This window comes from Oceanobacillus senegalensis (assembly GCF_900176885.1).
GTDB lineage: Bacteria > Bacillota > Bacilli > Bacillales > Amphibacillaceae > Oceanobacillus > Oceanobacillus senegalensis.
Genome location: NZ_LT839648.1, coordinates 3218079 through 3237232, shown reverse-complemented (window position 1 = coordinate 3237232; position 19154 = coordinate 3218079). Strand labels below are relative to the sequence as shown.

The following is a 19154-nucleotide window of genomic DNA, read 5'->3' as shown; positions in this document are numbered from 1 at the left end:
TTAGTTAAGTGAATAAGGGCGCACGGTGGATGCCTTGGCACTAGGAGCTGATGAAGGACGGGACTAACACCGATATGCTTCGGGGAGCTGTAAGTAAGCTTTGATCCGGAGATTTCCGAATGGGGAAACCCACTGTTCGTAATGGAACAGGACTTGTGTCTGAATACATAGGGCACAAGAGGCATACCTGGGGAACTGAAACATCTCAGTACCCAGAGGAAGAGAAAGCAAATGCGATTTCCCAAGTAGCGGCGAGCGAAACGGAAACAGCCCAAACCAGAGAGCTTGCTCTCTGGGGTTGTAGGACACTCCACATGGAGTTACAAAGGAATTCTTTAGACGAATCCATCTGGAAAGATGAGCCAAAGAGGGTAACAGCCCTGTAGTCAAAAGAGAATTCTCTCCGGAGTGTATCCTGAGTACGGCGGAACACGTGGAATTCCGTCGGAATCCGGGAGGACCATCTCCCAAGGCTAAATACTCCCTAGTGACCGATAGTGAACCAGTACCGTGAGGGAAAGGTGAAAAGTACCCCGGAAGGGGAGTGAAAGAGTACCTGAAACCGTGTGCCTACAAGTAGTCGAAGCGCATTTACGCGTGACGGCGTACCTTTTGTAGAATGGACCGGCGAGTTACGATCGTATGCAAGGTTAAGTGGAAGACACGAAGCCGCAGCGAAAGCGAGTCTAAACAGGGCGAATGAGTATGCGGTCGTAGACCCGAAACCGTGTGATCTACCCATGTCCAGGGTGAAGGTCAGGTAACACTGACAGGAGGCCCGAACCCACGTATGTTGAAAAATGCGGGGATGAGGTGTGGGTAGGGGTGAAATGCCAATCGAACACGGAGATAGCTGGTTCTCTCCGAAATAGCTTTAGGGCTAGCCTCAAGGAAAGAGTACTGGAGGTAGAGCACTGATTGGACTAGGGGCCCTCATCGGGTTACCGAATTCAGTCAAACTCCGAATGCCAGCTACTTAGACTTGGGAGTCAGACTATGGGTGATAAGGTTCATAGTCGAAAGGGAAACAGCCCAGACCACCAGCTAAGGTCCCAAAGTATACGTTAAGTGGAAAAGGATGTGGAGTTGCTTAGACAACCAGGATGTTGGCTTAGAAGCAGCCATCATTTAAAGAGTGCGTAATAGCTCACTGGTCGAGTGACTCTGCGCCGAAAATGTACCGGGGCTAAACGTATCACCGAAGCTGTGGATTGTCTTTTAGACAATGGTAGGAGAGCGTTCTAAGTGCTGTGAAGTCAGACCGTGAGGACTGGTGGAGCGCTTAGAAGTGAGAATGCCGGTATGAGTAGCGAAAAAAGAGTGAGAATCTCTTTCACCGAATGCCTAAGGTTTCCTGAGGAAGGCTCGTCCTCTCAGGGTTAGTCGGGACCTAAGCCGAGGCCGAAAGGCGTAGGCGATGGACAACAGGCAGATATTCCTGTACCACCTCGTGATCGTTATGAGTGATGGGGGGACGCAGTAGGATAAGGAATGCGCACCGATGGACGTGTGCGCCCAAGCAGTGAGAAAGTCAGATAGGCAAATCCGTCTGGCCATTTCAAGCTGTGATGGGGAGGCAACTATAGCCGAAGTTCCGGATTTCACACTGCCGAGAAAAGCCTCTAGCCAGATCACAGGTGCCCGTACCGCAAACCGACACAGGTAGGCGAGGAGAGAATCCTAAGGTGAGCGGGAGAACTCTCGTTAAGGAACTCGGCAAAATGACCCCGTAACTTAGGGAGAAGGGGTGCTCTATAGAGATAGAGCCGCAGTGAATAGGCCCAAGCGACTGTTTAGCAAAAACACAGGTCTCTGCGAAGCCGAAAGGCGAAGTATAGGGGCTGACACCTGCCCGGTGCTGGAAGGTTAAGGGGAAGAGTTAGGACCTTTGGTCCGAAGCTTAGAACCGAAGCCCCAGTAAACGGCGGCCGTAACTATAACGGTCCTAAGGTAGCGAAATTCCTTGTCGGGTAAGTTCCGACCCGCACGAAAGGTGCAACGACTTGGGCACTGTCTCAACGAGAGACCCGGTGAAATTATACTATGCGTGAAGATGCGCATTACCCGCGACAGGACGGAAAGACCCCGTGGAGCTTTACTGTAGCCTGATATTGAATGTCTGTGCAGCTTGTACAGGATAGGTGGGAGCCTCAGAAGCGTGAGCGCCAGCTTACGTGGAGGCATCCGTGGGATACCACCCTGGCTGTATGGACCTTCTAACCCAGGACCGTGATCCGGTTCGGAGACAGTGTCAGGCGGGCAGTTTGACTGGGGCGGTCGCCTCCCAAAAGGTAACGGAGGCGCCCAAAGGTTCCCTCAGAATGGTTGGAAATCATTCGCAGAGTGTAAAGGCAGAAGGGAGCTTGACTGCGAGACCTACAAGTCGAGCAGGGACGAAAGTCGGGCTTAGTGATCCGGTGGTTCCGCATGGAAGGGCCATCGCTCAACGGATAAAAGCTACCCCGGGGATAACAGGCTTATCTCCCCCAAGAGTTCACATCGACGGGGAGGTTTGGCACCTCGATGTCGGCTCATCGCATCCTGGGGCTGTAGTCGGTCCCAAGGGTTGGGCTGTTCGCCCATTAAAGCGGTACGCGAGCTGGGTTCAGAACGTCGTGAGACAGTTCGGTCCCTATCCGTCGTGGGCGCCGGAAGTTTGAGAGGAGCTGTCCTTAGTACGAGAGGACCGGGATGGACATACCGCTGGTGTACCAGTTGTTCCGCCAGGAGCATAGCTGGGTAGCTACGTATGGTAAGGATAAGTGCTGAAAGCATCTAAGCATGAAGCCCCCCTCAAGATGAGACTTCCCATCACTTCTAAGTGAGTAAGATCCCTCAGGGACTATGAGGTAGATAGGTTCGAGGTGAAAGCGTGGTGACACGTGGAGCTGACGAATACTAATCGATCGAGGACTTAACTAACTTCTTAATGGATGTCAGTGATTAACTCTTATTTAGTTTTCAAGGTACAAACCTTAAATTAAATACATAGGTCTAGTGATAATGGCGGAGAGGCCACACCTGTTCCCATGCCGAACACAGTAGTTAAGCTCTCCAGCGCCGATGGTAGTTGGGGTTAACCCCTGCGAGAGTAGGACGTTGCTAGGCAAATAAAAAACCAAGATACGAAATGAGTCGTATCTTGGTTTTTATTATTTAATTAGAAACTTTAATTTAGTAGTTTGTTTATCCTTTTTAAATAAAATGACACTAGTCCTAATTGGTTGATGGGAATAATGTTTGGAAATATCGAGGCAACCTTGTAATCGATTCTATTATTGTGTCACAGGACAAACGTTTATATGAATAGTATGTTTATGTAGTTTTGAAGATGGGGGATTTATAAATGCAAATTCACGTTGTACAAAGTGGAGAGGCACTATGGCAAATTGCTCAGATGTATGGTTCGGATATAAATCAAATTATATTAGTCAATCAGTTGGAAAATCCAAATGTATTAGTCGTTGGTCAGGCAATAGTTATCCCGGAGACACATCGTGAATATGTTATTCAACCTGGAGATAGCCTATGGTCCATAGCCCAGCGCTATGGGGTATCCGTTCAAGAACTGGCAGATACGAACAATATTGCGAATCCATCCATGGTTTATGTTGGTCAAATGCTTGTCATGCCTTATTTTCCACATGTAGTGCAGCCAGGTCAAAGTATTTGGTCTATTGCTTCTCGATATGGGGTAACAGTCAATCAGATTTTACAATTAAATTATATACCAGACCCTGATTTTATTTTATCTGGGCAAACGATACTTATTCCTACTCGTGGAAAGCCAATGATTGAAGTAAATGCGTATACGACAAGCTTCGACGAACAAGGGAGACAAGAAGTGCTTAGGCTAGCACAACATTTTACGTATTTATCATCGTTTACGTATGGAGTTAGAGAGGATGGGAATATAACCGATCTACAGGATGTTCCAGTACTTCAAGCAGCACAAGCAAATAATGTGGAACCTATCATGGTTTTAACGAATTTTGCAAATAACACATTTGATTCAGATCTAGCAGCTACTATTTTACGAAATGCTAGTTTACAGGAATTACTAATCAGTAATATTTTAGAAGAATTAAAGGAAAAGGGCTTTGCTGGTTTGAATATTGATTTTGAATATGTATACCCAGAGGATAGAGAAAATTATAATGCCTTCTTAAGAAGGGTTGTATCACGACTTCACCCTGAGGGCTTTCACGTTTCAACAGCCATAGCTCCAAAAATAAGCGAAAATCAACAAGGGTTGCTTTATGAAGCTCATGATTATAAAGCGCACGGAGAAATTGTTGATTTTGTTATAATTATGACCTATGAATGGGGATGGGCTGGAGGAGAACCATGGGCTATTGCACCTATAAATGAGGTCCGTAGAGTTTTAGATTATGCTGTAACGGTGATTCCAACTGATAAGATCATGATGGGGGCACCATTGTATGGAAGGGACTGGAAAATTCCATGGCAACAAGGGACTTTTGCACAAACTGTCAGTCCACAGGAAGCTGTACGCATGGCAGCAAGGTATGGAGCGGATATCCAATATCATCCAACTTATCAATCCCCATATTTTAGATATACCGATGAAACAGGGCAGGGACATGAGGTTTGGTTTGAGGATGCTCGGAGTATGCAAGCCAAGTATGACACGGTAAAAGAATATGGATTAAGAGGAGTTAGTTACTGGGTACTAGGTAACCCTTTCCCTCAAAATTGGCCAGTTTTACAAACTAATTTTATGATAAGAAAACGCCCTTGAAGAGAAATTCAAGGGTGTTTTTGTCCGAAGAACTCTGATAGAATGCTAGTCAGTAAGGGGGAGAGCCTTTGAAGGAAAAATATTTATGGATAGGTATGTTCCTCATCATCATTAGTATTATCGGAAACTACATATACTTTCAATCCAAACAGCTGGATGAACCCTTGTTTATCAATCATTATATTTCACGTGAGATATTAGAACAGGATGAAGTGAAGTTATATTTTTATTATTTAACTAATAAAGAAAATCCAGTGAAAATCAATTATCTAGAGGTTGGTGGGATAGAAGCATATCCAGAAAACTACCATTTTAATATGCTGAATAACAGTCAACATCCCATTCACTTTGTTGAGGAGTATAATCATCACTATTTAGTTCAGGCAAGAATAACCTTTCGAACAGACATGCTCCCTATGGAAGATAATCGCTTATGGTCTTTTGAAAAGATGATTGTTCATCTGTCCAACGGTGAAATGACTAACGTAGATATAGGTAAGGTGATTATTGGAAATCTTAATAGAGAATATCATCGTGGATTCGAGCATCGTTCAAGTATTAGTAATAGTAGTAACTATCTAGATAAGGATGTATTGGAAGCGACAGAGGCATTAACTGTGGAGGATATTCATGTTCCATTTGCCAACAAAGTCATGCAAGATGTAGCAATAAAAATTAATAGTAATCAAGAGAGTTTGAATAAACAAAGTGAGGGAGAGGAAAAACTTCCAGAATGGCTGAAGAATGATATGAAAGAGAATTGGAAAAGGCTCCCTGGGGTTGAGCTAAATGAATCTCTCCTACCAATTTCTATAAATAAGGGAGAGTGGGTTCACTTTATTAAGCAATATAATCCTAGAAAGCATAGCTACTATGATTTTAATATAAAAATTAAAGGTAGCCTAGATAGTGAGGAAAATTTTATTTATCCAATACGTGTGAACGATTGGCCAGATTTTGAACAGGATGATATAAATGAAATCATTGCTGAGAAGGAAAGTAGGGAGATGCCATGATGGGTGAGGCGTTTGGGAAAATATTCTGGGGATTTCTTATTGTCCTTATTGAAATTCATCTATTCGCTTTTGATGTTCTCCCCGATCCGGTTGGTTATTATTTTATTTATTCTGGAATATCGATGTTGCTATATGATTATCCTTTAGGGAAAAAGGCAAGTAATTGGGCTATTGTACTATGTTTTCTTTCTATACCAAGCGTTTTTATTTCACAAAATGAAGTAAATCAAATGGTAGAAGTTATTTCCTTTTCACAAATTTATACAACCATAATGGGTATAGTAAAGGTTATTTTAAGCTTTTATGTATTACAGCTCATGCTCAAAATAGCTGAGGAAAGGGGAGGAGATGATTTACGGAACGGCACGTCTAAATTTTTCAGAATCTATATCATAACCATGATGTCTGTACAGATACTCACTCCCTTTGCAATGAATACACATGGTAATCTCCTAATCATGTCCACCTTCATCACAGTCTTACTTGTATTAATCCTAGAAATCATGTTTTTAGTATTAATACGTAGATTTAAAAAGTTAGATAATTAGAACCCAATGGAATTGGAACATTCCTTTTTCTAACTATCTTCCTGCAAGATTTTAATAAATCTCTGTTTAAATTTGTTTCGGTCTTCTTCTGTAAACGGTTTTGGTCCTTTTGTGCGCTTACCGCTTTTTCGAGCCATGGCACTTAAGTATCTTGTTTGTAGAAGTTGATCGATGTTGTTATTCGTATAAAAAAAACCTTTATGGTGGATGACCGTACATTCTTTGGCAAGCCCTAAAGATGCTAGGCCATAATCCTGTGTAACGATGATATCTCCTTTTTCTGCCAGTTTCATAATTCTATAATCAGCTGCATCTGCCCCTGTATCGACATATATGGTTTCCACTCCTTGGGGTTGTTTCTCTGAAGAATAGTGAGAAAAGCTAGTTACTAATATAATTGGTTTCCCTGCTCTTAACCCTTCTTCAATAATAATATCCTTTACTGGACATGCATCGGCATCTACATAAATTTTCATTCTAGTCGCTCCAATACCTTTTAAATTAACGTTAACTTTATATTAGCATCAAGTGGTAAATATACACATCTTTATTATAGGAAAATCCGCTCAACCATGTTTTTATGGAAGAAATGATAAACTTATTTTAAGTTCATATATTTGGCTCTTTAGGATATGATTATGTAAAATGACTGAATAGATTATACATTTTAGTTGACAAAATTTCAATTTACAAGCTGGTGATGAAATGGAAAAGACAGTTCATATTGATACAATGAAGGAAACAGATTGGCAAGAGGTTCGACAAATCTATATTCACGGGATAGAATCAAGAAATGCAACGTTTGATACGACTCCATTAACAAAAGAAGAGTGGGATAAAAAATATATAAAAGATTGCCGTCTAGTTGTGAGGGAGGAAGAAAAGGTGATTGGGTGGGCAGCATTAATTCCAATTTCCACAAAGGATGCATTCTATGGAGTGGCTGAGTTAAGTATTTATATAGATACGAGTAGTACCGGAAAGGGGATTGGGAAAAAGCTTATACAGGCCTTAATTGAAGAAAGTGAAAAGAGAGGTTTTTGGATGCTTCAAGCAGGAATTTTCCCTGAGAATCAAGCTAGTATAAATCTTCATAAAAAATTTGGGTTTCGAAAAGTTGGAGTACGCGAACGAATTGGAAAATTAGATGGAGTATGGCGCGATGTTGTCCTGATGGAAAGAAGAAGTAAGGTTGTTGGTGTAGATTAAAAAAGAAGAGGTGCTTTATTCATGAATGCAACGGTTATAATTAATGAATTATCCATTGATGCAGAAAACTTCCAAAAGGAAATGATAAATAGTAATGGGAGCGAGAAGGTGAAGATTCGTTTTAATTTTAAAGTAAAGAGTGAAGATTATCATGATGTAACAACATTACTCTATAATAATAAGTTTCTTGTTCAAGTTCCTGAAGAAGAATTGAAATTTAAAGCAACCATACAAAACTATTCAACTTCCATTACAAATTTGTATGAGGAAAATAATGTTGGTGACTTTCAGTTAGAATTAGTTGAAACGGAGTAGGAATGCTACTTAGGATGTTCAGGATAGTTGGAAGGTGAAAAAATGGAACGTAAATTAGTTATTGTAGTAAAGGGTCTCGTTTTGTTCAATGGAAAGTTATTAATAGTGAAACGATCCGAAACGAATAAATTCGGTGCAGGAACATGGGAAATGATTGGTGGAAAATTACAAGTTGGTGAGGAATTAGAAGATGCATTAATGAGGGAAGCGGAGGAGGAAGTTGGAATTTCCGTAATTCCAAAAAGGCTTTTGTATGCTACAACCATCAATTCTGATCCTACTCGACAGCTGGTTTTTCTAAACTATTTAAGCACATCAAATAAGGATATTGTTAATCTTTCGGAAGAGCATACGGATTATATCTGGGCGACGAAATCGGAAGCACGAAATTTACTAACTCCCAAAATGATGCATGACTTTGAGAAGCATCATGTTTTTGATTTAAAAGAATGGAAATAAGCATTATCTGTCTATCATGTTTAAATAGAATGGTATATAATAGAAAGAAAATTATAGGTTATTGGAACTTTAAAACAGGAATTGCTATTACATAATTTGAACTAGAAAGGAATGTACATAATGCCAACTACAAAGCAGATTAAAGCACGTAAAGTATTGGATAATATTAAACCATACTCACCAGGTAAACCGATTTGGGAGTTGCAAGAAGAGTTAAATTTGGACAAGGTTATTAAGTTAGCCTCCAATGAAAATCCTCTAGGACCATCACCAAAAGGTGTAGAAGCAATAGCAGCTGGATTAGCTGAGTTAAATCGCTATCCCGATGCAGATACAGTTGCATTAAAAGAGGCTATTGCAGACAAGAAAAAAGTGTCGAAGGGGCAAGTTATCGTTACAAATGGAGCAGATGAACTAATTACGTTATTATCTGAGGCATTTCTAGAGGAAGGCGATGAAATTATTGTTCCATATCCCTCCTTTAGTGAATATGACTTTGGTGCGGATTTAATGGGTGCTACCGTTGTACAGGTACCATTTGAAGAAGGCTTTCAATTTAATGTTCAAAAAATGATTGATGCTATAACCGAACAAACCAAGCTACTTTATATTTGTTCGCCAAACAATCCGACAGGGACATATCTGTCTAAAAGTGACTTTCAATCATTATTAGATGCTGTACCAGAGCGGGTATTAGTCGTTTTTGATGGTGCCTATAGCCATTATGCAACAGCAGAGGATTACACGGATGGTATTGAATTTGTGAAGGATGGAAAAAATGTATTGGTCTTGCAAACATTCTCCAAAGTATATGGCTTAGCAGGACTTCGTGTAGGTTTTGGTATAGCTCCAGAGGATATTATTCAAACAATCCTAAAGGTAAAAGAGCCGTTTAACGTTAATAGTTTAGCGCAAGCAGCCGCAAAAGCAGCCATCAAGGATGATGAACATGTAAATCAATCAAAAGAGGCAAATACTATTGGTGCCAAAGAGTTATATGAGGCTTTTTCTGAATTAGGTCTAAATTATGTAGAAACCATGAGTAATTTTATCCTTGTACAGCTTGGTCCAGATGCAGAGCGTTTGTATAATGAACTACTAGCAAAAGGTGTCATTGTCCGTTATGGTAAAATTTGGGGACTACCAGAATATGTTCGAGTAACCATCGGAACGAAGGAAGAAAATGAATTCTTTATTGAGGTGTTGAAGGAAGTTTTAAATAAATAATGATTTTTTAAGAAGAATCCTGAGTAACATAAGTTATTCGGGATTTTTTTATTAGAAAAGGTCATGTGAACACTTCTTAAATGATTTGGATTGTGAAATAATAAGAATATGTTAACTTTAATTTGCAATAAAGGAGAAAATATGAAACCAATAGATTTAAGAGTGAAAACTCGTTTTATTAAAAAATACCATCAGCATTTTCCGTTAATTAGTAAGGACTCTATTAGCAATCCTGAAGTATTAAAACAGGAAGGGGCTATTGTGCACCTAACTGAACCAAGCGGGAAGTTTATTGCCAAAGGATACCATGGCAAGCAAAATAAAGGATTGGGCTGGGTACTTACCCATCAACAAGGGGAGAAAATTGACTTTATCTTCTTCAAAAAGAAGATTACAACAGCGATGGAAAGAAGAAATTCACTATTTCAGGATATAAACACCAATGCCTTTCGTTTGTTTAATGGCGAGGGGGACGGAATTGGTGGGTTAACCATCGACTATTTTGACGGATTTTATTTGATTAATTGGTATAGTGAAGGGATTTATTCTTTCAAGGATACAGTTATTCGCGTTCTCGATGAAGTAGCTGACTACAAAGCGATTTATGAGAAGAAACGCTTTGATACAAAAGGGAAGTATATGGATGATGATGATTTTGTAAAAGGGGAACGTGGGGAATTTCCAATTATTGTGAAAGAAAATGGTATAAATTATGCTGTTTATCTCAATGATGGTGCCATGGTTGGCATTTTTCTGGATCAGAGGAATGTGAGGAAGGCGATAAGAGATAAATATGCGAAGGGAAAACATGTTTTAAATACGTTTTCCTATACGGGAGCGTTCTCCGTGGCTGCGGCTCTTGGAGGAGCAACCAAGACAACTAGTGTTGATTTGGCGAAGCGGAGTAAAAGTAAGACCATTGAGCAGTTTAGTGTAAATGGTATTGATTTTGAGGCACAGGATATTATTGTTATGGATGTCTTTGATTATTTTAGATATGCCCTTCGTAAAAATCTGAAGTTTGATATGGTAATACTGGACCCACCTAGTTTTGCTAGATCAAAGAAGCGGACATTCAGTACGGCAAAGGATTATCCATCACTAATAAAAGACACAATTGCTATTACCGAAAAGAGTGGTATCATTGTTGCGTCAACAAACAATGCGTCATTTGGAATGAAAAAGTTTAAAGGGTTTATTGAGAAGGGGTTTCAAGAGACAAAGACAAAGTATCAAATTTTAGAAGAGTATTCGCTCCCAACTGATTTTCGTGTGGATCAGAGCTATCCACAAGGAGATTATTTAAAGGTAATTATTTTAAAGAAACTTAATTAAATGAAGAAAGCTTATGAGAAAAACGAGCTAATTTTGATAGTTCAAAATTAGCTCGTTTGTTCTTCTAGAACGTTTTCTTCCCTTTCACGTTGTTTTCTTCCCGCAAAATTCACAAGGAATACACTTGAAATCGCTACTGTCCCTCCGATAAGGGAAAGGCTATTTGGCCACTCCCCAAGCCAGAGCCAAGCTATAACAATGGCGATAACTGGCTCAATATATAGCATGCTAGTAACAGAGCTTGGGTTTCCAAGCGAAATAGCGATTCCCCATGCTGCGTATCCGAGTGCAGCAGGAAAGATACCGACAAATAATGCAGAAAGATGTGCTTCCATTGTTGCTGTCTGTAACGTTTCAAATAACCCTGGAGAAAAAATTAGCATTGGCAATGTTCCAGCCCAAGTGAAATAAGCAGTAAGCTCAATAGGCTTGTAACGACCATGAAGCGGTTTTTGAAAAACAAAAAAGATAGAGGTAGCTATGGTGGCAATTAATACAAAAAAGGCCCCTTCTGAAATTGAGAAATTTGCACCAGCTGTACCTAACGTAATTAAAATAATCCCGATAAATCCGATTCCAAGACCAATCCAGCTAAACAGTGCCAACCGTTCCTTTAGAATAAAGACGGCAATGATTGCAGTAAAAACTGGTGCAGAGCCAACAATCATACTTGCTGTACCAGCCGTAATGGATTCCACACCAAAGGTAAGCCCAGTGTGATAAACCGTTATTCCCAACCATCCTAATAGGATAATACGCAGTAAATCTTCTTTTCTAGGAAGGTGGAAATGAACGCCAGGTAATAAGCTGTATAGAAGGAACATACCAGATGCAGTGAGAAATCGAACAAGTACCAGATGGCCCGTCGTATATCCTCCTAGTAAACTAGCACGGATACCAGCAAAAGAAGATGCCCAAATGACAACTGTAAATAATGCCAAGAATAAAGCTTTTTTGTTCATGGCAAATCCCTCCTATATACTGTATTCAATACTTCGAACTTAACATAGGCTTTTTGCTTTGACAATGACTTTTAGTAGTTTCTTAGAGTAGAAAAGTTGATAAATCTGGAGGAAACCCCATATATTCGGATGAGCGCGCATATACCCGAAGGACCGCGCATATATCCGGTTAAGCACCCATCGATCATCAATTATAATGTTTTCCGCCGATGAACAACATCCTTCAACCATGAAAATCAGCGATACCAAAATTCACGAAAAAACTTCATGAAAGGGATTTTATACAATAATTTCTCTAAAAACTATTGTATATTTATTCTATTTAATGCATAATAATTCATATACATTATTTAGGGGGAGAAACCTTATGGTAATAGCGGACAAAGAATTTATTATTAATAACCAGCCATTTCATGGACGTGATATGTTAACACTTGTTGATTATACGAAGGATGAAATTACTTATTTATTAGATTTAGCAGATTACTTAAAAGACCAAAAGAAACAAGGTATTGTATTTGAACCATTAAAAGGGAAAACATTAGGTATGATATTTGAGAAGTCCTCAACTAGAACAAGAGTATCTTTTGAAGCTGGTATTTATCAGCTAGGAGGTACCGGAATTTTCCTTAGTTCAAAAGATATACAGATTGGTAGGGGAGAAACCGTAGCAGATACAGCTCAAGTATTATCTGGTTATTTGGATGGAATTATGATTCGGACGTTCTCTCAAGAGACGGTGAAGGAGCTAGCCAAGCATGCGAGTATTCCAGTCATCAATGGATTAACCGATACCTATCATCCATGTCAGGTTTTAGCTGACTTACAAACGGTTAGAGAGATAAAAGGCTCACTATCAGGCGTGAAAATGGCCTATATTGGGGATGGAAATAATATGGTTCATTCTCTTATGCTTGGTGCAGCTCTTATGGGAATGGAATTTGTAGTTGCAGCTCCCAAAGGGTACCATCCTGATGTGGAAATCACATATAAAGCTAAGCAGTTGGCAGAAGAACATGGTGCAAAAATTAGTGTTACAGAAGATCCTCAGGAAGCGGTAAAAGGAGCTAACGTTATTTATACGGATGTTTGGGCAAGTATGGGGCAAGAGGACGAACAGGAAAAGCGAGAAATTGCTTTTGAAGGTTATCAAGTAAATGAAGAGTTACTATCTTTAGCTTCATCTGATGTTATTTTTATGCATTGCTTACCTGCCCATCGTGGAGAGGAAGTTACCGCAAATGTTATTGATGGAACACATTCTGTTGTTTTCCAGCAGGCAGAGAATCGTCTTCATGCTCAGAAGGCTCTAATGACAGCTTTAATGGGAAAATAGGATAATAATCGTTAGCACCACAAGGGTATGACCTATAGGCCTTTGACAGAATTAGAAATCTGGCTGTTATCCCTTCACATATATTACCTAAAATTTCCGGAAATCTTGAAGTGGGGTTTTACAGCCAGTTAAATCACGTAGTAAAATATGAACTTCCCTTGTTAGAAGGCTCAATTATTATCCAAAAATTTGTCCACCATTTACGTGAAGGGTTTGACCTGTTACAAATCTGGAATCATTGGAAGCTAAATAGACAAAGGTTGGTGCTAACTCAAATGGTTGCCCTTGACGGTCCATTGGGTTTCCAGCAAGGGGGACTTGGTCTGCTGAAAAGCTAGATGGAATAAGAGGAGTCCAGACACGTCCAGGTGCGATAGCATTAACGCGGATTCCTTTCCTTACCAAGTTGCTTGCCAATGCCCGTGTAAAGCCAATATTAGCCCCCTTCGTTGCTGTATAATCAATTAATTGATCATTACCATCAAATGTAACAACAGAAGAGGTGTTTATTATTGAACTTCCGGATTTTAAGTATGGAAGTGCTGCACGAGTCGTGTAAAAATGTGAGTAAATGTTTACTTTAAATGTGTCATCGAATTGTTCATCGGTGATATCAAGTAAACTTAATTGTTGGAATTGGATACCGACATGATTACAGAGAACATCAAGGCTACCGAATGTTTCGATAGTCTTTTCCACAATGTCCACACATTGCTGCTTTTCTCTAAGATCACCAGGTAGTAGGAGACAACGTTGACCAATCTCTTCAATTCTATCTTTAGTTCGGTTGGCATCCTCATGCTCATCTAAATATGCAATGGCAACATCTGCGCCTTCCTTTGCAAAAGCTATTGCTGCAGCTGCACCTATACCACTATCACCACCAGTAATAAGAGCAACTCTTCCTTCTAATTTCCCATTTCCTTGATAATAAGGATTTTCAATGATTGGTCTGGGTGTCATCTTTCCTTCTATTCCAGGTTGTCGATACTGCCGTTGTTCTGGAACGGTAAGCGCAACATCCTCATATTTTGTTATTTTCCCGTAATTTGGATACATGGGATAATTAGATTGATTGTGGTCGTCATAACTCATTGTTATCCTCCTAGTTAAATGGCTGTTACTTGATACCATATGTATAATGGGCGATTGTCGTGCTTGGAAAAATTTGACGGGCTCATATTGAGTAGTTGTTGAATACGGTGATAGTAAGAAGAGTATGGAGGGTGAGAAATGTCATATTATTATAATCCTGAAGTGAGGTTGTTATTAATATCACAAACTGATGAAAAAGAACAAATTCTTTATAATCATAATTCAAATACATGGTCTTTACCCAAAATAGGACCAAGACCACCATATTATTATAATCCAAGGTATAAGCCGTATTATCCTAGAATATAGCTTTATAAAAGCTGGTTGGAAAAGAAAGAAGTGACGAGACCATAAACAATCCCGTCACTTCTTTCTATAACTTTACAATCGTTCTTCCCACTGCACCTCCTTTTAAAAGAGTAGGAAGAACAGAAGGAAGCTGTTCTATTGTAATCTCTTGTTGCATCAATACGTTCATGTCTACTGGCTTGTATTCGGTTGCTAAGAGCTTCCAAATCTTTTGTCGAGTTTCCATTGGGCAATATACGGAGTCAATTCCTAATAGATTGATCCCCCTTATAATAAAGGGAAAAACGGTTGTAGGTACATTATTTCCTCCTGCAAGCCCGCTAACAGCAACAGAACCCCCATATTGAATCTGACTTAGAATAGAAGCTAATCCTTCACCACCAACTGGATCAACTGCTGCGGTCCATTTTTGCTTTCCGAGAGCTTTTACACTCCCATCATAAACCTCTTCGCGGGAAACGATAGAGTCAGCACCTAGTCTTTTTAAAAAATCATGTTTTTCCTCTTTACCTGTACTAGCTACAACTTCATATCCTAGTTTAGATAGGATTGCTATAGCAAAGCTACCGACACCGCCTGTAGCTCCAGTGACTAGGATTTTTCCAACTTCTGGTGTTATATCGTTTTCGACAAGGCTTTGGACAGATAATGCTGCAGTAATACCAGCTGTTCCGATAATCATTGATTCTTTTAAACTAAGCCCTTTCGGTAGTGGAACAATCCATTTAGAAGGAATTCTTGCATATTGAGAATACCCTCCAAAATGGGATACACCAATTTCATAGCTTGTTGCAATGACTGGATCACCTTCCTTGTAGCGGTCATCTGTAGAGGAGACCACCTCACCAGCTAAGTCAATACCAGGAACCTGGGGATAGGTATGAATTATTTTTCCATTTGGTATGGATGCTAGGCTATCCTTGTAATTTACACTGGAATAATGAACTCGAATGAACACCTCTCCTTCAGGAAGGTCATCGAAATTTAACTTCTTTATATCCATAGAGAAATCTTCATCCTTTTTATTGACAACTAGTGCGTCAAAAAAGTGATTTATGGTCATTATTGTTCTCCTTTCTTAAATGGGAGGTCGGTTTATTCTTAGGTAAAATATCATTCAGTTAATTTGTATTTTACATGATTACTAGAATGGATTCATTTTTAAAATATAGTAAAAGGAGAAAACAGCGAAAAACTGCTTTCTCCTTTATTAAAATCTTATGTACACTTCAGACCTTCTATATCGATTTGCAATGCTTTTACATGATAATCTGGAAGTGCCTTTTTCATCTCATTTGCAATAGATTGTCCTTTTCCTACTGGTACAAAGGACATCATCGTTGGACCTGCACCACTAATAATAGAACCATACGCACCATTCCTTTTGGCTTCTTTTCGGATAACATCGTAATTCGGAATTAATTCCGCCCGATATGGTTCATGGAATAGGTCTTGTTCCATCATTCTTCCTGCTAGACTATAATTCCTTTGTAAAAGAGCAGCAACGACTAGATTGCTTATTCCACTTGCGCTTGCTGCATGGTTCCTAGAATATTGTTCAGGTAAAACCTTTCGCGCTGCTTCCGTTTTTAATTCAAGATTCGGTATGCTTACAACAATATCCATATCAAGGCCTGCAACTTCTATTCGTTCAATTTTGTTGTCAACTATTGCTGATATCACTAATCCACCAAATAAAGCAGGAGCAATATTGTCAGGATGACCTTCTATTTCTGTCCCATAACGTAACTTATCTTCATTCGTTAAATTCAATTGGCAGGCCTGATTTGCAATTTCAATCCCAGCCAAAATTGCAGAAGCACTACTGCCTAAGCCTCGTGCCAATGGGATTTCGCTCATTTCCGTTACTTTGCAAGGCGGAAGTATTTGATTGTTTCTTTCTGCTGTCTGTTTGGCAATTTTATAAATAAAGTGATCTTCATAATCGACAGGAGAAGTAGAAGAGGAGTCTTGGTAAAATTCCCATTTATCTGATTCCTCTACTTCTAATGTTAAATAAAGGTTAACAGCTAAGCCCATCGAATCAAATCCTGGTCCTACATTTCCGGAGCTAGCTGGAACAGAGATTTGAAAGGGCCTCATACGCTCACCATATTTTCAATGTATTCTTTAACAGCAGCTTCGTCATTTGGTAATGATACCGGGTCAATTTCCATTTGGTCAATTGCCGTTTGAGGGTCTTTTAAGCCATTTCCAGTCAGAACGGTAACAACTTTACTTCCTTTTTTAATTGTTCCTTGTTCAACCTGTTGTAGTACTCCTGCAATCGATGCACAAGACCCAGGCTCAGCAAATACTCCTTCTGTTTTAGCAATAAGTTTAAACGCACGTACAATCTCATCATCGGTTACAGAACCAATCATACCATTTGATTCATCTTTTGCATGAACAGCTAAATTCCAGCTGGCAGGATTTCCAATACGAATAGCTGTAGCAACCGTTTCCGGTTGTTCAATGATTTTATCTTGAACAATGGCTGCAGCACCTTCTGCTTCAAAGCCAAACATGTTTGGTAGACCAGTTTGTTTTTTGTCATTGTATTCCTTGAATCCCTTCCAGTATGCACTAATGTTTCCGGCATTACCAACTGGAATGGCTAAAATATCAGGAGCAGAACCGAGCGTATCACAGATTTCAAAGGCGGCCGTTTTTTGCCCTTCAAGACGATATGGATTGACAGAATTAACTAGTGTAACTGGAGTTGTTTCAGAAACTTCACGAACCATTTTTAATGCATCATCAAAGTTACCGTCAATTTCAACGATCTCAGCACCATACATCACTGCCTGTGCTAGTTTTCCAAGAGCAACCTTGCCTTTAGGAATAACAATAATGGCTCGAATCCCTGCCCTTGCAGCATATGCAGCGGCAGAAGCAGATGTATTTCCTGTTGAGGCACAAATAACCGATTTACTTCCTTCTTCAATTGCTTTTGCAACTGCAACAACCATTCCACGGTCCTTAAAAGAACCAGTAGGATTAATTCCTTCTACTTTTCCATACAGTTCAATACCTAACTGCTCAGAAAGGTTTGCAAAATGGATAAGTGGTGTATTTCCTTCATGTAATGTGAGTTTGGGAGTTTTCTCTGTTACAGGTAAATATTCTTTGTAGTGTTGTAATAACCCTTGCCAACTCATTCTTTAGCATCTCCTTCAACTTTGTAATAGCTTTTTGTTTCAAGTACTGCGTCAAGATCTTCTAGTTTATTTAATGCAGATTGGAAATTATCTAATGACGTTTGATGGGTCACGACAATGATTTCCGCTTTTTCATGTTTGATGATGGGATTCTGTAAGATTCGTTTAAAGCTAATATCTAATTCATTAAATAGTGCAGATATTCTATTAAATACACCAACCTCATCTTTAACATGAAGTCTTACATAGTACTGTCCAAATCGTTTATCAGTAGTTTTCAGTTCCTTGCTAAAATGTGGTTCTAGATATTGTGAACCACTCACACCCAATAGCATGTTCTTAATGACTGTTACTAGATCAGATGTAATAGCTGTTGCGGTTGGTAAGCTTCCTGCACCTGGTCCATAGAACATGGTTTCTCCTACCGCATCCCCGTAAACGTAAACGGCATTATATTCGTCACTTACACTAGCTAATGGATGGTTTTTGGCTAACATAGTCGGTTGTACATTGACCTCTAATTGTTTATCTTTGAAATCAGCGAAACCGATAAGCTTCATTGTGTAACCTAGTTGACTACCATATTTAAGGTCTTCTAACGTAATATCGGAAATACCTTTCACTTCCACATCTTCTAGATCTACATTCATGGAGAAGGCAAGCCTCCCTAGGATGGCCATTTTTCGTGCCGCATCTAAACCTTCCACATCAGAAGTAGGATCTGCTTCAGCAAAACCAAGCTCTTGTGCCTGCTTCAATGCATCATCATAGCTTAGACCATCTTTATCCATCTTTGTTAAGATATAGTTTGTAGTTCCATTCACAATCCCCATCACTTTACGAATACGGTCAGAAGATAATCCTTCTGTAATTCCCCTTAAAATAGGAATTCCGCCCGCAACACTAGCTTCATAGTAAAAATCGCATTTATTATTACGAGCAGCTTCTTGAAGTTCAGGACCATGCAATGCAACAAGGTCTTTATTGGCTGTAACAACATGTTTTTTCGCTGAGAAGGCTTTTAAAATATATTCATGAGCTTTCTCAATACCACCCATGACTTCTACAATAATATCAATCTCTGGATCATTTAACACATCATCAGGATTGGTAGTGAGAAACGTTCGATCTAAATCAACATCACGTTGCTTTTCTATATTACGAACTAACACACTTTTTACTTGAACATCTGCCCCAAGTTGATGAACCAGTTTTTCTTGGTGCTTCTCGATTAGTTTAATTACTCCTGATCCAACGACACCTAAACCTAATAGACCAATGGATACTTTGTTTCCCACATAATCACCTCATGTCCTTATCTAAGAAATTTATATTTAATACATTGTAACCATGAATAGCAGATTATAGCAATAGTGAATTTTTGAATATTCGCAGATAATGTAAATTTTTTGCTAATGAA

General features: G+C 39.4%; 16 protein-coding genes and 2 rRNA genes. 11 read left to right on the top strand and 7 right to left on the bottom strand.

The features are described from left to right. Nucleotides 1-2: 2 nt before the first annotated feature. The 5 genes from CAO17_RS15635 to CAO17_RS15615 all read left to right on the top strand — a co-directional run bounded on the left by CAO17_RS15635 (nt 3) and on the right by CAO17_RS15615 (nt 6326). A 23S ribosomal RNA gene (locus CAO17_RS15635) occupies nt 3-2922 on the top strand. 71 nt (nt 2923-2993) lie between these two features. Beyond that, nucleotides 2994-3108, top strand: a 5S ribosomal RNA gene (gene rrf, locus CAO17_RS15630). 238 nt (nt 3109-3346) lie between these two features. Then, nucleotides 3347-4762 (top strand): glycoside hydrolase family 18 protein, encoded by a 1416-nt coding sequence (locus tag CAO17_RS15625; RefSeq protein WP_085993558.1) that lies wholly within the window; start codon nt 3347-3349, stop codon nt 4760-4762. Between the two features lie 68 nt (nt 4763-4830). Continuing rightward, nucleotides 4831-5778 carry a hypothetical protein gene (locus tag CAO17_RS15620; RefSeq protein ID WP_085993557.1) on the top strand — a complete coding sequence of 316 codons (948 nt, stop codon included), beginning with the start codon at nt 4831-4833 and terminating at the stop codon, nt 5776-5778. Further along, nucleotides 5778-6326: a hypothetical protein gene (locus tag CAO17_RS15615; protein WP_085993556.1), complete on the top strand. Its 549-nt coding sequence runs from the start codon at nt 5778-5780 to the stop codon at nt 6324-6326. Before CAO17_RS15620 ends, CAO17_RS15615 begins: the two co-directional genes overlap by 1 nt. A gap of 29 nt (nt 6327-6355) precedes the next feature. On the opposite strand, the gene CAO17_RS15610 is transcribed toward CAO17_RS15615, so the two are convergent. Beyond that, nucleotides 6356-6802 (bottom strand): YaiI/YqxD family protein, encoded by a 447-nt coding sequence (locus CAO17_RS15610; RefSeq protein ID WP_085993555.1) that lies wholly within the window; start codon nt 6800-6802, stop codon nt 6356-6358. 229 nt (nt 6803-7031) lie between these two features. Here CAO17_RS15610 and CAO17_RS15605 point away from each other — a divergent pair, with 229 nt between their 5' ends. The 5 genes from CAO17_RS15605 (at nt 7032) to CAO17_RS15585 (ending at nt 10871) form a co-directional block, all read left to right on the top strand. After that, nucleotides 7032-7535, top strand: coding sequence for a GNAT family N-acetyltransferase (locus CAO17_RS15605; protein ID WP_085993554.1), 504 nt, complete (start codon nt 7032-7034; stop codon nt 7533-7535). Nucleotides 7536-7556: 21 nt separating this feature from the next. Next, complete coding sequence (locus CAO17_RS15600; protein WP_085993553.1) at nt 7557-7850, top strand: DUF3219 family protein; 294 nt, start codon at nt 7557-7559, stop codon at nt 7848-7850. A 42-nt stretch (nt 7851-7892) separates the two neighbouring features. Beyond that, complete coding sequence (locus CAO17_RS15595; protein ID WP_085994522.1) at nt 7893-8309, top strand: NUDIX domain-containing protein; 417 nt, start codon at nt 7893-7895, stop codon at nt 8307-8309. A gap of 120 nt (nt 8310-8429) precedes the next feature. Then, on the top strand, nt 8430-9536 hold the full coding sequence (gene hisC / locus CAO17_RS15590; RefSeq protein ID WP_085993552.1) for a histidinol-phosphate transaminase: 1107 nt from the start codon (nt 8430-8432) through the stop codon (nt 9534-9536). Between the two features lie 141 nt (nt 9537-9677). Next, nucleotides 9678-10871, top strand: coding sequence for a class I SAM-dependent rRNA methyltransferase (locus CAO17_RS15585; RefSeq protein ID WP_085993551.1), 1194 nt, complete (start codon nt 9678-9680; stop codon nt 10869-10871). A 47-nt stretch (nt 10872-10918) separates the two neighbouring features. On the opposite strand, the gene CAO17_RS15580 is transcribed toward CAO17_RS15585, so the two are convergent. After that, complete coding sequence (locus CAO17_RS15580; RefSeq protein ID WP_085993550.1) at nt 10919-11833, bottom strand: DMT family transporter; 915 nt, start codon at nt 11831-11833, stop codon at nt 10919-10921. A gap of 367 nt (nt 11834-12200) precedes the next feature. Here CAO17_RS15580 and argF point away from each other — a divergent pair, with 367 nt between their 5' ends. Next, a complete protein-coding gene (gene argF / locus CAO17_RS15575; protein ID WP_085993549.1) occupies nt 12201-13169 on the top strand; it encodes an ornithine carbamoyltransferase in 969 nt (322 codons plus the stop codon). Between the two features lie 177 nt (nt 13170-13346). Here argF and CAO17_RS15570 read toward each other — a convergent pair whose 3' ends face one another. The 5 genes from CAO17_RS15570 to CAO17_RS15550 form a co-directional block, all read right to left on the bottom strand. Continuing rightward, nucleotides 13347-14264 (bottom strand): SDR family oxidoreductase, encoded by a 918-nt coding sequence (locus tag CAO17_RS15570; RefSeq protein ID WP_085993548.1) that lies wholly within the window; start codon nt 14262-14264, stop codon nt 13347-13349. Between the two features lie 373 nt (nt 14265-14637). Further along, entirely contained in the window at nt 14638-15636 is a 999-nt protein-coding gene (locus CAO17_RS15565; protein WP_085993547.1) for an acrylyl-CoA reductase family protein, read from the bottom strand. A 155-nt stretch (nt 15637-15791) separates the two neighbouring features. Further along, nucleotides 15792-16676, bottom strand: coding sequence for a homoserine kinase (gene thrB, locus CAO17_RS15560; RefSeq protein ID WP_085993546.1), 885 nt, complete (start codon nt 16674-16676; stop codon nt 15792-15794). Then, nucleotides 16673-17734 (bottom strand): threonine synthase, encoded by a 1062-nt coding sequence (gene thrC / locus CAO17_RS15555; protein ID WP_085993545.1) that lies wholly within the window; start codon nt 17732-17734, stop codon nt 16673-16675. Before thrC ends, thrB begins: the two co-directional genes overlap by 4 nt. Then, complete coding sequence (locus tag CAO17_RS15550) at nt 17731-19032, bottom strand: homoserine dehydrogenase (protein ID WP_085993544.1); 1302 nt, start codon at nt 19030-19032, stop codon at nt 17731-17733. The genes thrC and CAO17_RS15550 overlap by 4 nt, the downstream gene beginning before the upstream one ends. Between the last annotated feature and the right edge of the window lie 122 nt (nt 19033-19154).

What these genes read in the sequence shown, in the direction of transcription:
- CAO17_RS15625 (WP_085993558.1), top strand. Translation starts at nt 3,347, where the DNA reads ATGCAAATTCACGTTGTACAAAGTGGAGAGGCACTATGGCAAATTGCT.
- CAO17_RS15615 (WP_085993556.1), top strand. Translation starts at nt 5,778, where the DNA reads ATGGGTGAGGCGTTTGGGAAAATATTCTGGGGATTTCTTATTGTCCTT.
- CAO17_RS15610 (WP_085993555.1), bottom strand. Translation starts at nt 6,802, where the DNA reads ATGAAAATTTATGTAGATGCCGATGCATGTCCAGTAAAGGATATTATT.
- CAO17_RS15605 (WP_085993554.1), top strand. Translation starts at nt 7,032, where the DNA reads ATGGAAAAGACAGTTCATATTGATACAATGAAGGAAACAGATTGGCAA.
- CAO17_RS15600 (WP_085993553.1), top strand. Translation starts at nt 7,557, where the DNA reads ATGAATGCAACGGTTATAATTAATGAATTATCCATTGATGCAGAAAAC.
- CAO17_RS15595 (WP_085994522.1), top strand. Translation starts at nt 7,893, where the DNA reads ATGGAACGTAAATTAGTTATTGTAGTAAAGGGTCTCGTTTTGTTCAAT.
- hisC (WP_085993552.1), top strand. Translation starts at nt 8,430, where the DNA reads ATGCCAACTACAAAGCAGATTAAAGCACGTAAAGTATTGGATAATATT.
- CAO17_RS15585 (WP_085993551.1), top strand. Translation starts at nt 9,678, where the DNA reads ATGAAACCAATAGATTTAAGAGTGAAAACTCGTTTTATTAAAAAATAC.
- CAO17_RS15580 (WP_085993550.1), bottom strand. Translation starts at nt 11,833, where the DNA reads ATGAACAAAAAAGCTTTATTCTTGGCATTATTTACAGTTGTCATTTGG.
- argF (WP_085993549.1), top strand. Translation starts at nt 12,201, where the DNA reads ATGGTAATAGCGGACAAAGAATTTATTATTAATAACCAGCCATTTCAT.
- CAO17_RS15570 (WP_085993548.1), bottom strand. Translation starts at nt 14,264, where the DNA reads ATGAGTTATGACGACCACAATCAATCTAATTATCCCATGTATCCAAAT.
- CAO17_RS15565 (WP_085993547.1), bottom strand. Translation starts at nt 15,636, where the DNA reads ATGACCATAAATCACTTTTTTGACGCACTAGTTGTCAATAAAAAGGAT.
- thrB (WP_085993546.1), bottom strand. Translation starts at nt 16,676, where the DNA reads ATGAGGCCCTTTCAAATCTCTGTTCCAGCTAGCTCCGGAAATGTAGGA.
- thrC (WP_085993545.1), bottom strand. Translation starts at nt 17,734, where the DNA reads ATGAGTTGGCAAGGGTTATTACAACACTACAAAGAATATTTACCTGTA.